A 14,858-nucleotide genomic window follows, 5' to 3' on the forward strand; every position below is an offset into this window, starting at 1 on the left:
ATGTACCACGTACCTTGGGAGACATACAAGACACAGAGGGGGCGGGATGCTTGGACCTCTCGGACTGCTCGTAACCTGCGGCTCGATTCGACATACTTTTCTTGGTGAACGTCAGCGCGCGCCGCTGCTTGCGATACCGAGCCGCGCCATCCCCGCACTCCCTTTGGCAAGGCAGTTGCAGTTGCATTCGCGGTTGCAGTTCTCTGTGCCTCTGTGCCTCTGTGGCAAAGCAGTTCCCATCCAAGTCCCGAAGCCAGCAAGCCACACATGAAGTCCCTCGTATTCGCCGCCAATTGGAAGATGAACCAGGCCCCGGCCGACGCCGAGGCGTTTATGCGCACGTTCACCGCGCAGTACGCGCGGCAGCAGGACCGGCGCGTCATCTTCTTTCCGTCGCCTGTGGCGCTGCACGTTGTCGTCGCCGCGGTGAAGCAGCGCTCGGATCTCTCCGCCGGCGTGCAGAACCTGTATTGGGAGGACAAGGGCGCGTTCACGGGTGAGACCTCGGGGCCGCTCGCGCGAGCCGCCGGCGCGCGCTATGCGCTCGTGGGGCACTCCGAGCGGCGCCACGTCTTTGGCGAGACCGACGCCGAGACCGGCAAGAAGGTCGCGGCCGCCGTGCGCGCTGGCCTCACTCCCGTACTCTGCGTCGGTGAGAAGCTCGAGGAGCGCGAGGCCGGGCAGACTATCGACGTCGTGCTGCGTCAACTGCGCGCCGGCTTCGCCGAGATCGAACCGGGCGCCATCGCCACGTCAATGGTTGCCTACGAGCCCGTGTGGGCCATCGGCACCGGCAAGACGGCGACCCCGGACGACGCCGCCGAGGTGCACACAAAGATCCGCGCCGAGCTCGTATCGCTCGTCGGAGAGCGGGGCGGGGCGATCCCGATTCTGTATGGCGGCTCCGTGAATCGCTCCAACGTCGAGGCCCTCGTGGCCGTGGACGACGTGGACGGCGTGCTCGTAGGCGGCGCCAGCCTCGACGCGGAGCAATGGCTGACGATCGTGAGAAGCTGAGGCCCGCGGAACGCCGTCGACTGGCCGTTTTGTGGCCGCCACGGCGCGCAGTTGACCGAGCGAGCTAACTCCGGTATTCTTCAAGGCTTACCTCGTCTGACCATCCCTCGGGACCGTCTGTGTATTCGTTTCTTCTCGTCGTTCTGATCATCGATGCGCTGGTGCTCGCCGCGGCCGTGCTGCTGCAGGCCGGCAAGGGCGGCGGACTGGCCGCGAGCTTTGGTGGCTCGTCCTCCTCGTCCGATTCCTTCCTCGGCACCCGTCAGGCGGGCAACCTCCTGACCAAGACCAGCTGGTGGGCCGGCGGCATCTTCATCGGCCTCGCGTTCATCCTGCAGATCATGTCCACGCGCTCGCGCGTGCCGACCTCGATCCTCGACCAGGCGCTGACGCCCTCGGCGCAGACCGCGCCGGTCGCGCAGCCTGGCGCCCAGCCTGGTGTGCAGTCCGCCGTGCCGCTTGAGGCGGCGCCCACGACCCCGACGACCCCTCCGCCGCAGCCGTGACCGCGACGTACTCGAACCAGTTCGACGAACCTGGGTTCCTCCTCCTCGAGGACGGAACCCTTTTTCTTGGCCGTCTCCACGCGCCCCTGAAGACCCCCGCCGTGGCCGAGGTGGTGTTCACGACCTCGATGAGCGGCTACCAAGAGACCTTTACCGACCCGTCCTATCGCGGCCAGATCGTGGTGATGACGGCGCCGATGATCGGCAACTACGGCGTGAACTCCGAGGACCCCGAGTCCGCGCAGCCGCAGGTGGCTGGCGTGGTGGTTCGCGAGATCTCGCAGCCATACTCGAACTGGCGGGCGGAGCAGGGTCTCGGCCCTTGGCTCGCCGAGTCCGATGTGCCTGTGCTGTCGGAAGTTGACACGCGTCGCCTCACGCGTCACTTGAGGACGGTTGGTGTCATGCGCGGCCTGATTGGCATGGGCGTTGAGCCAACGGACGCTGACCGCGCGGAGTTGGCGGCCTGTCCGTCCATGGCGGGCCAGGATCTGGCCTCCCGGGTGACGACCAAGGAGCGCTACCTCTGGGGAGATCCCAAGGCGCCGCACCACATCGTCGCCTACGACTACGGCATCAAGCGCAACATCCTGCGGATGTTCGAGAACCGCGGCTGCCGCATCACCGTGGTGCCCTCGACCACGCCGGCCAAGGACGTGCTGGCGGAGAAGCCCGACGGCGTGTTCCTCTCGAATGGCCCGGGTGATCCGGAGGCCGTGGAGTATGCGCCCAAGGCCATCAAGGAGATTGTGGATTCGGGCGTGCCTGTGTTTGGCATCTGCCTCGGGCATCAACTCCTGGGCATCACGTTTGGCGGCCGCACCACGAAGCTGCCGTATGGCCACAGGGGCGGGAACCACCCCGTCAAGGACTTGGCGACGGGCGACGTGCTGATCACCAGCCAGAACCATGGCTTCGCCGTCGAGGGCTCTGCCGATGGCATCCCGGGCGCGCCGGACCTTGAGGTGACACACCTGAACCTGAACGACGGCACCGTCGAGGGTCTGCGCCACAGGTCCAAGCCCGTGTTCGGGGTTCAGTATCACCCCGAGGCCGCACCCGGTCCGCACGACGCCGTTCCCCATTTTGACGAGTTTCTGGGGGCCTTGGCCGCAGCCCGTTGAGTCGTGCAACCGCTTGACACTCAACAGGTAACGTCATAACCTTTGGGCACTTACGGCATTTCGGCCGCCAACCCATCCTCGGTATGTCGATGACAAAAGCGGATCTCGTGGAGCGCGTGACGGAGGCCATCGCCCAGACCTCTGGGCCGATGATTTCCAAGAAGGACTGCGCCCGCGTGGTGGATTCCTTCCTCGATGCCATCAAGGACGCGCTCAAGGAGCAGCGGAACATCGAGGTCCGCGGCTTTGGCACGTTCAAGATCCGCAACCGGAAGACCCGCATGGCGCGCAATCCGCGCACGGGCGAGCCGGTCGAGGTCTCGGCCCGTCCGGTGCCGGTGTTCAAGCCCAGCAAGGAGTTGCGGGCCCTGGTCGCCGACCTGGAGATGGTCCCGGACGAGGGCTGAGGCCCTCTCCATGACCCATACGGTCCTGCTCTTCGCGTCCTGGTCGGACGCGCTTGGCCCACAGGTGAGCGTTGAGTTGCCCGAGGGGGCCCGCGTCGCGGACCTCCTCGACGCGCTTCTGGCCCGGACTGCTTCCGCTCCCGACTCATCCGTTGGCGCGACGGGCCCTTCCGGCGCCGCGCGGCCCCTCCCGAAGCCATTGGTCGCCGTGAACCAGCGCTATGCCAAGCCGGATGTCGTGCTGAAGGCCGGCGACGAGCTGGCCATCATCCCGCCCGTGGCGGGAGGCTAAGTCCGTGCGCGTGGCGATCGTCGACCATCCGCTCGACCCGACGGCACTGCTCGCCGAGGTCGCGTCGCTGGGCTCCGGGGCGAGCACGCTCTTCGTCGGCACCGTTCGCCGAACGAACCAGGGCCGCGAGGTCACGGGCATCGACTACTCGGCGTACGGGCCGATGGCGGAGCGCGAGATGCGCACGATGTGCGAGGAAGCTATGGCGCGGTTTGGCAGCGAGCACATCGTGGTTGAGCACCGCGTCGGCACGCTGGCGCTGGGCGAGGCCAGCATCGTGATCGCGGTGTCGCACGAGCGGCGTGCCAGTGCGATGGATGCCCAGCGCTATCTGATCGAGGAGCTCAAGAAGCGCGTGCCCGTGTGGAAGCGCGAGCACTACGCCGACGGGGAGCGCGTGTGGGTGGACAATCAGGGCGGGGCCGTGCCGGCTGACGCTGCGCCCGCTGGCACCACGGCAGCGGCCGCTGGGGAGGGCGTGAAGTGACGGGCGCGGCCCAGTCCCCGGCACTCCGCGACCAGTTCGGCCGCGCGATCGAGTACCTCCGCATCTCGATCACCGACCGCTGCAACTTCCGCTGCGTCTATTGCATGCCGGAGCAGGGACTGCCGTGGCTGCCGAAGCAGGACATCCTCACCTACGAGGAGATCACGGGGATTGTCGAGCAGCTCGCGCCCCTGGGCCTGCGCCGGCTGCGCATTACGGGCGGCGAGCCGACCATTCGCCCCGACCTCGTGCGGCTCATCGGGATGCTGCGCGACGTGCCGGGCATCGAGGACATCGCGCTCTCGACGAACGGCGTGAAGCTCCCGGCCATGGCCCGCGAGTTGAAGTCCGCCGGCCTCGACCGCGTGAACGTCTCGGCTGACTCCCTGCAGCCCGAGCGTATCGCGCAGATCGCCCGCCGCAACCTCGGCTTCGAGCCGGAGTCGGCCATCGCCGCCGCCGTGGACGCAGGCCTCGAGCCCGTGAAGCTCAACATGGTCGTGATGCGCGGCGTGAACGACGACGAGGTCGAGGCCTTCGCCGCGCTCACCCAGCGCCACCCGGTGCACGTGCGCTTCATCGAGCTGATGCCGGTCGGAGAGATGGCGCACCTCACCGACGGCCACATCGTGCCGAGCGACGAGGTGCTGGGTCGCATCAGGCGCCTCGGCGCGCTGGCCCCCAGCGAGGGCCCGGCCCGCGGGAACGGCCCCGCGACCTACTATCGGCTCGACGGCGCCCCGGGCACGGTCGGCGTGATCACCCCGATGACGCACACCTACTGCGGCAGCTGCAACCGCGTGCGTCTCACCGCCGATGGTCGCCTCCGCACCTGCCTCTACGGCGACCACGAGGTGAACCTCCGCGACCCGCTGCGCGGCGGTTCCGAACTCCGTCCGCTGTTCGTGAAGGCGCTGGAGGAAAAGCCCAAGGAGCACAATCTGCTGCAGCTCAGGGTTGGGGGGCTGCGGGCCCTATCTCAGATTGGAGGGTAGAGCCTGCAGCTTTCGTAGTTGCGCCGAGACGCCTACTGGGAGGGAGGTTCGATCGAAGCGATTCTCCAAAGTCCAACCGACTCAACGTCGTCGTCGTCGCGTAGCAGGCCAATAGCGTAGTCCGAGCCGGCGCGAAGCAGCTCTATCCGCCGCGGCACGCGCACTATGGCGTGCGTAGATTGGCCATCCGGCGACAGCACAAGCCATTGCGCAACGGGGTCCCGATACTCTTGTGTGGTGCGAACCCAAAGGCGTCCAAGATCGTCGGTCAGTATCCGGTCGAAGCGCGGCAACAGCATTCGCATCTGGATTTCGGCCAGAACCGCCGGCGCAACTCGACGATACTCCGCGCTGGGCTCGGTCCCAAGATGTAGCTCGAGAGCGAGTCGCCAGTCCGCGTCAGACACCGGCTGGCGCGGAACCGCGACAATGAACTCCGAGTGCAGCTTTCCGTTTTGATCGAAGCCGATGCATCGGCCCGTCGTGGAAATGCACGCGAAACTGCCCACCCGAGATCCCGCGCCCATTGACTTGCTGCCTAGGGGAACCTCGGCGAGAGCGGACACTTTGCTCGCCACGTAATACTCGTGCCGTCCCACCGTCACGAGAGTGTCCATTTGTGATCCGCTCGTGGCGACAACGACCGCGTCCGAAGCGATGTACTGGCCTGGCTGAACCGGGTCCCTCAGCTGATTCAGGAGAACGAGTTCACGTCCGCTGCCTGAACACCACATCATGGGATCGAACAGCGCCCCAGCGGGAAGCACTCGGTCCGCGCGAAGATCGCCCAATGGAGAAAACGTCGAAAGTCTTGCGTTCCCTCCATCCTGCACGAACCAGTCCCCGTTTGCGCATTCACCGAACGCACGGATCTGACGAAACTCGCCCGGTCCGCTGCCGCGCCGACCTACGACCTGCGCGACGGTGCCGTCCTGGCGAAATCTCACGAGCCGATGGTTGCCCGCATCTGCAACCACGATCTCGCCGCTACGAAGCAGAAGTGCGCCGACGACGCGGTGAAGGTGGGTGGAAGTCGAGTCCGCCGATGCGCCCAAGACCACGGCGGGCTTCGCCGCAAGCGATATCACTGGCAACGTGCTCGCAGCCGCTGCATTGGCCGACGGCGTTCCGGCGGAGGCCTGAGACCGCTGCGCCTCGCAGGGACTGCCAAGCAGGCACAGCAACCCAGCTCCCGCCAGAAGTCGTTTCTTCTTGCAACGCTGGCGGGCGATCACAGAACTGGCCTCAGTACGGTCTACTCTTGCGCTTTGGCCGTGCACGTCTTGTTTGGGTAGACGAACTGACCACGATACGTGCAGGTGATCATGATCGACTCCGTGCACTGGCAGGCGCCGGCCGGTCCGTCAGAGCAGTCGGAGTTGACGCAATCAACGCAGACGCCGCCGGCGGCCTCTCGCGCTGACCCAGGTGCTGGAGCGAATGTGAGGACGGCTCCCAAGAAAACGACGAGCAAGCGCTTCTTCACTCTTGCCTCCTGAGTTAAGTTTCCTTCGTGGTAAGCTCACAGTGCAGATCGGCTCCCGTGCTGTCAAGCTTCGCGGTGCGCGTTTCCGATGGAGGTTGTGGCGTCGTAGTCTCCGCGGAGGAGGTCTGCCGTCGATTCAGTTGTAGGTTCCGCACCGAGCAGCACGCGACGAGACTTCCCTTAACCTCAGGTCTGATAACAGTTTATGGTTCCAAAGATCACCGTCGTCGGCGCCGGCAACGTCGGCGCCACTGCTGCACAGCGCATCGCCGAGAAGGAACTGGCCCGCACGGTCGTGATGGTGGACGTGGCCGAGGGCATCCCGCAGGGCAAGGGCCTGGACCAGTGGCAGTCGGCCCCGATTGAGGGCTTCGATTCCCGCGTCATCGGCACCAACGGCTACGACGAGACGGCCGGCTCGGACATCGTCGTGATTACCGCCGGCATCGCCCGCAAGCCGGGGATGTCGCGCGACGACCTGCTGAACACCAACGCCGGCATCGTGAAGTCGGTGAGCGAGCAGGTCGCCAAGACCTCGCCCAACGCCATCATCATCGTCGTCTCCAACCCGCTCGACGTGATGTGCTGGGTGGCCAAGGAGGCCTCGGGCTTCCCGCGCGAGCGCGTGATCGGCATGGCCGGCGTGCTCGACACCGGTCGCTACCGCGCCTTCCTTGCCACGGCGCTCGACTGCTCCGTCAAGGACATCCAGGCCATGGTGCTCGGCGGCCACGGCGACACGATGGTCCCGCTCATCTCCTACACGAGCGTCAGCGGCATCCCCATCACGCAGCTGATGGACAAGGCCACGCTGGATGCCATCGTGGACCGCACGCGCAACGGCGGCGCCGAGATCGTGAAGCACCTCAAGACGGGCTCGGCGTACTACGCGCCGTCGTCGGGCGCGGTGCAGATGGTCGAGGCGATCGTGAACGACCAGAAGCGCATCCTGCCGTGCTCGGCGTGGCTGGAAGGCGAATACGGCATGAAGGGGCTGTTCCTCGGCGTGCCGGTCAAGCTCGGTCGCAAGGGTCTCGAGAAGGTCATCGAGGTGGAGCTGACGGCCGACGAGAAGGCGGCGCTGGAGAAGAGCGCGCAGGCCGTCCGCGAGCCGATGTCCGTGGTGAAGCTCTAACAACTGCACTCCCCCCGCAGAGGACGCTGATGCGCCTGTTGCTGCAGTTCTGGGACTCGACGATCGGCAAGAAGTGGGTGATGGCGGTGACGGGCATCGGACTGGTGCTCTTCGCCATCGCGCACATGGCCGGGAACCTGCAGGTGTTCCTCGGTGCCGACGTCTTCAACGACTATGCGCACAAGCTGCAGTCGTTGGGCCCGCTCCTGTGGATCGCCCGGGCCGGCCTGTTCACCATGGCCGTGCTGCACATCATCTCCGCGTACCAGTTGACCATGCGGGCCCGCCAGGCGCGGCCGCAGGGCTACGCGATGCAGACCCCGCAGGTCTCCACGCTGGCTTCGCGCACGATGCGCGTGGGCGGCGTGATCCTCGCGCTCTTCCTCATCTACCACATCCTGCACTTCACCACGGGCCAGCTGCACCCCGCCTTCAGCAAGGGCGGCGCATACGGCAACGTGGTGCTGGGCTTCCGCGTGTGGTGGGTGGGCCTGTTCTACATCGTCGCGATGTCGTTCTTCGGCCTGCATCTCTACCACGGCGTCTGGGCGGGATTCCGTACGCTGGGCGTGGCCAAGCCGAACCCGATGCCGCTGGAGCGCAAGCTTGCGCTCGGCGTCGCCATCGTGGTGTGGGCCGGCTTCATCATCGTGCCGATCGGCGTGATGCTCGGCATCGTCAACTAAGAGCGATCGACAATGACCCTCAAGCTCGACGCCAAGATCCCGTCCGGCCCCATCGCCGAGAAGTGGGACAAGCACCGCTTCGAGATGAAGCTGGTGAACCCGGCCAACAAGCGGAAGTTCAGCGTCATCGTCGTCGGCTCCGGTCTCGCCGGCGCCTCGGCGGCCGCCACGCTCAGCGAGCTCGGCTACAACGTGAGCTGCTTCTGCTTCCAGGACTCGCCGCGCCGCGCGCACTCGATCGCTGCGCAGGGTGGCATCAACGCCGCCAAGAACTATCGCAACGACGGCGACTCGATCTTCCGGCTCTTTTACGACACGGTGAAGGGCGGGGACTTCCGTGCTCGTGAAGCCAACGTGTACCGCCTTGCGCAGGTGTCGGTGAACATCATCGACCAGTGTGTGGCGCAGGGCGTGCCCTTCGCGCGCGAGTACGGCGGCCTGCTGGCCAACCGCTCGTTCGGTGGCGCGCAGGTCTCGCGCACCTTCTACGCGCGTGGCCAGACGGGCCAGCAGCTACTGCTTGGCGCCTACCAGGCGCTGGAGAAGGAGATTGCCCGCGGCGGCGTGACGATGTACTCGCGCCACGAGATGCTCGAGCTGGTCCTCGTGGACGGCAAGGCTCGCGGCATCATCGTGCGCGACATGGTCACGGGTGAGATTGAGTCGCACGCGGCCGATGTGGTGATCCTCGCCACCGGCGGCTACGGCAACGTCTTCTACCTCTCGACCAACGCCAAGGGCTGCAACGTCACGGCCGCTTACCGGGCCTACAAGAAGGGTGCGGCCTTCGGGAATCCCTGCTACACGCAGATCCACCCGACCTGCATCCCCGTGGCGGGCGAGCATCAGTCCAAGCTGACGCTGATGTCGGAGTCGCTGCGCAATGACGGCCGCGTCTGGGTGCCCAAGCGCGCCGAGGACGCGGGGAAGGAGCCGGGAGATATCCCTGAGGCGGACCGCGACTACTACCTCGAGCGGAAGTATCCGAGCTTCGGCAACCTCTCGCCGCGCGACATCGCCTCGCGTGCTGCGAAGGAAGCCTGCGATGACGGCCGCGGCGTGGGCCCCGGCGGGCGTGGCGTGTACCTCGATTTCGCCGACAGCATCAAGCGACTCGGCCAGCCGGCCATCGAGGAGCGCTACGGCAATCTGTTCGAGATGTACCAGCGCATCACCGACGAGGACCCCTACAAGCGGCCGATGCGCATCTACCCGGCCGTGCACTACACGATGGGCGGCCTTTGGGTGGACTACAACCTGATGAGCACCATCCCCGGCCTGCACGTGCTGGGCGAGGCCAACTTCTCGGACCACGGCGCCAACCGCCTCGGCGCCAGCGCGCTGATGCAGGGCCTCGCTGACGGTTACTTCGTGATCCCGTACACGATTGGTGATTACCTCGCGACCACGAAGCTCGAGAAGGTCACGACGGAGCATCCCGAGTTCAAGGCCGCGAAGACGGCCGTCGAGGAGCGCACCAAGCGCCTGCTCAACATCAAGGGCAAGCGCACGGTGGACAGCTTCCACCGCGAGCTCGGCAAGATCATGTGGGAGAAGTGCGGGATGGCGCGCGACGCGGCGGGGCTCAAGCAGGCCATCGCCGAGATCCCCAAGCTGCGCGAGGAGTTCTGGCAGAACGTCACCGTGCCAGGTAGCGGCACGGAGCTCAACCAGTCGCTGGAGAAGGCCGGCCGCGTGGCCGACTTCCTAGAGTTCGGCGAGTTGATGTGCATCGACGCGCTGCACCGTGAGGAGAGCTGCGGCGGGCACTTCCGCAGCGAGCACCAGACGGAAGACGGCGAGGCCAAGCGCAACGACGAACAGTTCGCCTACGTGGCGGCCTGGGAATACGCGGGGGAAGGGAAGGCGCCAATCCTGAACAAGGAGCCGCTGACCTTCGAAAACGTCCACCTCAGCACGCGGAGCTACAAGTGAGCGGCGCGGCGACCGGTACGATGAACGTCACGCTGCACGTGTGGCGCCAGGCGGGGCCCGAGACGGGTGGGTCGATGGTGACCTACCCGGCCAAGGACATCAGCCCCGACATGAGCTTCCTCGAGATGCTCGACGTGGTGAACGAGCGGCTGATCGAGCAGGGGCAGGAACCGATTGCCTTCGACCACGACTGTCGTGAGGGCATCTGCGGCAGCTGCGGCATGATGATCAACGGTTCCGCGCACGGTCCGATGGCGCTGACCACCGCCTGCCAGCTGCACATGCGCAGCTTCAAGGACGGGGACACGATTTACATCGAGCCTTGGCGCGCGAAGGCCTTCCCGGTGATGAAGGATCTCGTGGTGGACCGCACCGCGTTTGATCGCATCATCCAGGCCGGCGGGTTCATCTCGGCACCCACGGGCACGCCGCAGGATGCGAACGCGTTGCCGATCGGGAAGCCGGACGCGGACCTCGCGATGGACAATGCGGCCTGTATTGGCTGCGGGGCCTGTGTGGCGGCCTGTCCGAATGCCTCGGCGTCGTTGTTTACGGCGGCCAAGATCCAGCATCTCGGCGTGTTGCCGCAGGGTCAGCCGGAGCGGCAGAAGCGGGCGCTGGCGATGGTGGCGCGGATGGATCTCGAAGGGTTCGGCGGCTGCTCGCTGTTTGGCGAGTGTATGGCGGCTTGTCCGAAGGGGATTTCGATTGATGCTATCCAGATGATGAATCGGGATTATGCGTTGGCGCTGGCGACGAAGAGTGAAGGGAAGGAGTGGTCGGGGGCGGCTTGAGGCCGCTCCAGGCGACGTGGTGCATTCCTGGCCATGTCGACGCGTCAGGCCTGACCTGTCGAACCCTGCGACACGATGCGCGGGCGGAATCCCCGGATTCCGCCCGCGTTCGATTGTTTGACCAGTCTGGTCAGAATGCGCTAACTTGGGGCTATGTCCAAGGAATACTCCCTCTACGAGGCGAAGGCGAAGTTCTCCGAGCTCGTGCGGCGCGTGCGCGAGGGAGGGGAGCCGGTCACGATTACCGTGCACGGGAAGCCGGCGGTAGAGATTCGGCCGGTGTCGGAGGCAACCGACACGCGCTCAGTCGAGGAAGTCTTCGCGGACCTTGAGGCTCGCGGCGAGGCGCACTTGGTCGGCGGCAGGCCCTGGACGGGCGCTCTAAGGGTTGGCCGCGCGGCACCAGGCGGGCTGCAGCGGTTCCTGGACGAACGGCGCTGATGGTCGTCTACGCCGACACGTCTGTCTTCGTGGCGTCGGCGTTGCGGGAGCCGCAACGCGATGCGGCGCGGAAGCGGTTGAAGTCCGCCGCCCGAGTGGTGACCTCGGCCCTGACTGAAGCAGAACTGGCTTCGGCGCTCGCGCGCTCGGAAAGGAGTCCCGAGGCTGACGCTTGGCTTGCTGGCGTCTATCTCCTGATGCCCCCTCGACCACTGCGGCGGGAGATCCGACGGGTGCTGCGCATCGGCTATGCGAAGGGTGCCGACTGCTGGCATCTCGCAAACGCGCTGTGGTTTCGAGACTCGCACCGCATCGACCTCGCCTTCGTGACGCTGGACGAGCGCCAACGAAGGCTGGCCGACGCGCTTGGCCTCGAGCCGTAGCCTACGGCACCACCCGCGGCACCTCCGCCTTCTTATCCGTCATCGGCCGCCGATCCTTCAGATGCGACTCCATCTTCAAACGTGGAATCCCATCCGTCAGCCAAGCCGGCGGCTCCTGGTCCCGCAGGAACGTATCAAACCACTCCGTCATCCTGAGCGCATAGTCCTTCTGGTTCGCCGGCCGCGACAACCCGTGGTTCTCCCCCACGTACTCCAGCAGGATCACTTCCTTGTTCAGCTGCACCAGGTGGTTGTAGTACGTGATCCCCTGATTGAAGTCCACCGCGCCGTCCCGGTCGTTGTGCAGGATCATGAACGGAATCTTCAGATTCTGCGCAAACACCTGCGGCGAGTTGCGCATGTAGGCCTCGGGCACCTCGTTCGGCCCGCCCGTGAAACGCCCCTGGCTGGCGATGAAGATCGAGCCGTCCGTGCTGCCGGTGTTCCAGTACACGGAGCCGAACATCGAGACCATGTCCGTCAGCGGCGCGCCGGCCACGGCAGTCTTGAAGACATCCGTCTGCGTGGTGATGAACGTCGTCTGGTAGCCGCCCCAGCTGTGCCCCTGCAGGCCCACGCGCTCGGCGTCGATCATCCCGGTGGCGATGGCGGCTTTCACGGCCGGCACCACGCACCACACGGCGCTGCGGCCCGGATCGTCCAGGTGATACGTGATGTCCGGCATCAGGTACGCGTAGCCGCGTGAGGTGTACACGCCGGCGTTGGCGTAGCGCGTTGCGTTGGGCTGCGGGTACACGTTCGCGTTCTGCGACAGCAGCTCGTAGATGTACGTGAGCATCGGGTAGGTCTTGCCCTGCTCGTAGCCGGCCGGCAGGAACAACGCCGCCTGCCGACGCGCCGTGCTGTTGTCACAGGTGTACTCGATCAACCGCACGCCCGGCGTCCAGGCCACCTCGGCCTGCTGCGGGTTGGCGTCGGTGAGCCGCCGCTCGTTCGTGAGGCCGCGGTCGGTGGCGTGGTAGTCAGGGAACAGCACGGCCGACTGACGACGCACGGTCCACACCTCGGCGTCGCGCGCCCGCCGATAGTCCACCTTGGCGTCCTCGTCGCTGATCACGCGCACACCGCCGCGGACCACGTCCAGTTGCACGAGGCCTTCGCGCTTGGTGTACTCGCCGTAGGTCTCCACGTACATCGGGGCCGCAGGGTCGATGCCACGGCGGTCGCGATTGTCCCAGGTGATGGGCTGCGAGTAGCGGATGTGCTGCGTGCGTCCGTTGGCCGTGAGATTCCGAGCCTGGCCACCGGTCGCCGAGAGACGCCAGATGTCCCAGTTGTCGCGCACGAGGAGGCTGGCGTTGTCGCGCGTCCAGCCAATCAGCGCGCCGCCCACCGACGGCTTCACCTGATTGTGGTCGTCCTCGTCGTCGTAGAAGTTGTTCGCGACGCCGGCCGTGACGGTGCGCGTCTGGCCGCTGGCGAAGTCATAGACCTTCCAGTCGCCGGTGTCGTAGTAGGCGAACTTGGAGTTGTCGGGCGAGAACGCGTTGCCGCCCCCGAAGCCGAAGCCGCCGCCGGGCACCTTGGCCTGGATCAGCTTGCGCTCGCCGGTGGCGAGGTTCACGGCGTAGAGGTCGCGGTACGAGAAGCCACGGATATTGGCCTCGCGCTCGTACTGGCGGTTGTCGCTGGCGACGCCCCAGCTGTCGCGCGGGCCGCGCTGCAGGCCACGCAGGGAGTCGTCGGTGAGCGGCACGACCTTGCGTCCCGCAATCTGGAACGACGCCACGTGCACGAAGTTGCGGTCGTTGTTCTCCTGTACCTGCTGCGAGGACTGCGTGCGCGTGTCCTTCCAGTGCCACAGCACCAGCGACGGCACGTCGACGCTGGTCTGCGGCGCCGCGGCCTGGCGGCCACCGCTGCCGGCGCCGGGGGCTGGGCTCGAGCTGCCGCCTGCGCCGCGGGCACCGCCCGTCGGGCGCGGCGGACGCTGTTCACGCAGGCCGAGGTAGAGGGCGGAGCCACTGCGATTGAACGCGATGGCGTAGTCGTCGCTGAGCACGCGACCAGCGGGTACGCCTGTCGTGCTGGCGTCGACCACGATCGCGACGTCGGCGGAGGTGACGCGCGGCCACACCAGCGCCGCGACAATCTCGTCCTGCGTGCGCGTGGAATCGGCATCGACACGCAGGGCGGCGAGCGCACTGAGTGAATCGCCCCAGGTGAGCCGGCGATAGTTGGCCTTGTAGGTATCCAGCGCGCGCGTCTCGCCCGTGGCCAGGCGGCGCAGCTGCAGCGAGTTGCCGATCTCATCTGGCAAGGCGATGGCATACGCCATCCACAGGGCCGCATCGTCGAACGCGAACTCCGTCACGTTGGCAATCGGCGTGGGTGGCGCGTTTGGCGCATTCAGGTTCACGAGCTCGAGGACCGAACCGCTGCTGCCGCCCGACCCGCCACCACCACCGGATCCACCGCCGCTGGAGGGCGGCGTGTGATGAATCGCAATCCAACTTGACGTGTCACCGGCGAACCGGAACGCACGCACGTTCTCGAACTCCCGCGCGCTGCCGTCCGCCAGGTTCACCACCTTGAGCTTCGCCGTCGAGGCCGCGCTACTGCCGCCTTCGCTCGCCGCGGCACCGCCGCTGCCGCCGGCAGTGCCCGCGCGGCCACGGTTGCGCGAGGCGTCCTCACCCGGACGCACGAGGAACGCGGCCCACCGGCTGTTCCCGCTCAGCTGCAGCTGCGAACTGCCGCCAAACCCACCGCCGCCACTCGGCGGCGACCCGACGGGGAACCTTTGCTCGGCCCCATTGGCTGCGGTGCCGCGAATCACCACCTCGGCGTCGCCCTCGTTCGGCGCGATCTCGTACGCGAACCAGCGGCCGTCGTTCGAGAGCAGATTCGTCCGGATGTTCTTCCAGCCGAGCAGGTCCTCGAGGGTCAGTTGACGCCCGACCGATGCCGGCGGCGTCCATCGGGACACCGGCGACGTGTTCGCGGCGCCGTAGGGCAGGCCGAGCTGCGGATTTCCAGTCGGCTCCTGGCGCTCGGGGCGCGAGTTGTTGTCGGCGCGCTGGGCGTGGGCGGAGTTGCCACCGATGAGCAGCGCGGCGGCCACGAGGGCGGGGACACGGACGCGAGAAAGCATGGCGTTCTGGGAAAAGGGTGCTAGATGCTACGCGCTCGCACGCGGAATCGCTACG

General features: G+C 66.5%; 15 protein-coding genes. 13 read left to right on the forward strand and 2 right to left on the reverse strand.

The window, feature by feature from the left end:
- Positions 1-267: 267 nt before the first annotated feature.
- The 7 genes from tpiA (at position 268) to moaA (ending at position 4,828) form a co-directional block, all read left to right on the forward strand.
- Positions 268-1,017, forward strand: coding sequence for a triose-phosphate isomerase (gene tpiA / locus KF709_14400; GenBank protein MBX3175594.1), 750 nt, complete (start codon positions 268-270; stop codon positions 1,015-1,017).
- 119 nt (positions 1,018-1,136) lie between these two features.
- Complete coding sequence (gene secG, locus KF709_14405; protein MBX3175595.1) at positions 1,137-1,523, forward strand: preprotein translocase subunit SecG; 387 nt, start codon at positions 1,137-1,139, stop codon at positions 1,521-1,523.
- On the forward strand, positions 1,520-2,647 hold the full coding sequence (carA, locus tag KF709_14410; GenBank protein MBX3175596.1) for a glutamine-hydrolyzing carbamoyl-phosphate synthase small subunit: 1,128 nt from the start codon (positions 1,520-1,522) through the stop codon (positions 2,645-2,647). The genes secG and carA overlap by 4 nt, the downstream gene beginning before the upstream one ends.
- Positions 2,648-2,736: 89 nt before the next feature.
- Positions 2,737-3,054 (forward strand): integration host factor subunit beta, encoded by a 318-nt coding sequence (locus KF709_14415; GenBank protein MBX3175597.1) that lies wholly within the window; start codon positions 2,737-2,739, stop codon positions 3,052-3,054.
- Between the two features lie 10 nt (positions 3,055-3,064).
- On the forward strand, positions 3,065-3,346 hold the full coding sequence (locus KF709_14420) for a MoaD/ThiS family protein (protein ID MBX3175598.1): 282 nt from the start codon (positions 3,065-3,067) through the stop codon (positions 3,344-3,346).
- 4 nt (positions 3,347-3,350) lie between these two features.
- On the forward strand, positions 3,351-3,833 hold the full coding sequence (locus KF709_14425; GenBank protein ID MBX3175599.1) for a molybdenum cofactor biosynthesis protein MoaE: 483 nt from the start codon (positions 3,351-3,353) through the stop codon (positions 3,831-3,833).
- Entirely contained in the window at positions 3,830-4,828 is a 999-nt protein-coding gene (gene moaA / locus KF709_14430) for a GTP 3',8-cyclase MoaA (GenBank protein MBX3175600.1), read from the forward strand. Before KF709_14425 ends, moaA begins: the two co-directional genes overlap by 4 nt.
- A 32-nt stretch (positions 4,829-4,860) precedes the next feature.
- Here moaA and KF709_14435 read toward each other — a convergent pair whose 3' ends face one another.
- A complete protein-coding gene (locus KF709_14435; GenBank protein MBX3175601.1) occupies positions 4,861-6,063 on the reverse strand; it encodes a hypothetical protein in 1,203 nt (400 codons plus the stop codon).
- Positions 6,064-6,519: 456 nt separating this feature from the next.
- Here KF709_14435 and mdh point away from each other — a divergent pair, with 456 nt between their 5' ends.
- The 6 genes from mdh to KF709_14465 all read left to right on the forward strand — a co-directional run bounded on the left by mdh (position 6,520) and on the right by KF709_14465 (position 11,688).
- Entirely contained in the window at positions 6,520-7,449 is a 930-nt protein-coding gene (gene mdh, locus KF709_14440; protein ID MBX3175602.1) for a malate dehydrogenase, read from the forward strand.
- A gap of 29 nt (positions 7,450-7,478) precedes the next feature.
- Positions 7,479-8,135, forward strand: a complete 657-nt coding sequence (locus tag KF709_14445) for a succinate dehydrogenase cytochrome b subunit (protein MBX3175603.1) — start codon at positions 7,479-7,481, stop codon at positions 8,133-8,135.
- A 12-nt stretch (positions 8,136-8,147) separates the two neighbouring features.
- Positions 8,148-10,070 (forward strand): fumarate reductase/succinate dehydrogenase flavoprotein subunit, encoded by a 1,923-nt coding sequence (locus tag KF709_14450; protein ID MBX3175604.1) that lies wholly within the window; start codon positions 8,148-8,150, stop codon positions 10,068-10,070.
- 20 nt (positions 10,071-10,090) lie between these two features.
- Positions 10,091-10,864, forward strand: a complete 774-nt coding sequence (locus tag KF709_14455; protein MBX3175605.1) for a succinate dehydrogenase/fumarate reductase iron-sulfur subunit — start codon at positions 10,091-10,093, stop codon at positions 10,862-10,864.
- 153 nt (positions 10,865-11,017) lie between these two features.
- Complete coding sequence (locus tag KF709_14460) at positions 11,018-11,305, forward strand: type II toxin-antitoxin system Phd/YefM family antitoxin (protein ID MBX3175606.1); 288 nt, start codon at positions 11,018-11,020, stop codon at positions 11,303-11,305.
- A complete protein-coding gene (locus KF709_14465) occupies positions 11,305-11,688 on the forward strand; it encodes a PIN domain-containing protein (protein MBX3175607.1) in 384 nt (127 codons plus the stop codon). The genes KF709_14460 and KF709_14465 overlap by 1 nt, the downstream gene beginning before the upstream one ends.
- 1 nt (position 11,689) lies before the next feature.
- Here the strand turns inward: KF709_14465 and KF709_14470 are convergent, their stop codons facing one another.
- The gene (locus KF709_14470; protein MBX3175608.1) at positions 11,690-14,803 is read right to left on the reverse strand and encodes a S9 family peptidase; all 3,114 of its coding nucleotides are present in this window, start codon (positions 14,801-14,803) and stop codon (positions 11,690-11,692) included.
- Between the last annotated feature and the right edge of the window lie 55 nt (positions 14,804-14,858).

Source organism: Gemmatimonadaceae bacterium, assembly GCA_019637445.1.
Taxonomy (GTDB): domain Bacteria; phylum Gemmatimonadota; class Gemmatimonadetes; order Gemmatimonadales; family Gemmatimonadaceae; genus Pseudogemmatithrix.

Bases quoted from the DNA above. Each gene is read 5' to 3' on its own strand.
- KF709_14470 (MBX3175608.1), bottom strand. From the start codon at position 14,803: ATGCTTTCTCGCGTCCGTGTCCCCGCCCTCGTGGCCGCCGCGCTGCTC.
- KF709_14455 (MBX3175605.1), top strand. From the start codon at position 10,091: ATGAACGTCACGCTGCACGTGTGGCGCCAGGCGGGGCCCGAGACGGGT.
- KF709_14460 (MBX3175606.1), top strand. From the start codon at position 11,018: ATGTCCAAGGAATACTCCCTCTACGAGGCGAAGGCGAAGTTCTCCGAG.
- KF709_14420 (MBX3175598.1), top strand. From the start codon at position 3,065: ATGACCCATACGGTCCTGCTCTTCGCGTCCTGGTCGGACGCGCTTGGC.
- KF709_14465 (MBX3175607.1), top strand. From the start codon at position 11,305: ATGGTCGTCTACGCCGACACGTCTGTCTTCGTGGCGTCGGCGTTGCGG.
- KF709_14415 (MBX3175597.1), top strand. From the start codon at position 2,737: ATGACAAAAGCGGATCTCGTGGAGCGCGTGACGGAGGCCATCGCCCAG.
- KF709_14450 (MBX3175604.1), top strand. From the start codon at position 8,148: ATGACCCTCAAGCTCGACGCCAAGATCCCGTCCGGCCCCATCGCCGAG.
- mdh (MBX3175602.1), top strand. From the start codon at position 6,520: ATGGTTCCAAAGATCACCGTCGTCGGCGCCGGCAACGTCGGCGCCACT.
- KF709_14445 (MBX3175603.1), top strand. From the start codon at position 7,479: ATGCGCCTGTTGCTGCAGTTCTGGGACTCGACGATCGGCAAGAAGTGG.
- tpiA (MBX3175594.1), top strand. From the start codon at position 268: ATGAAGTCCCTCGTATTCGCCGCCAATTGGAAGATGAACCAGGCCCCG.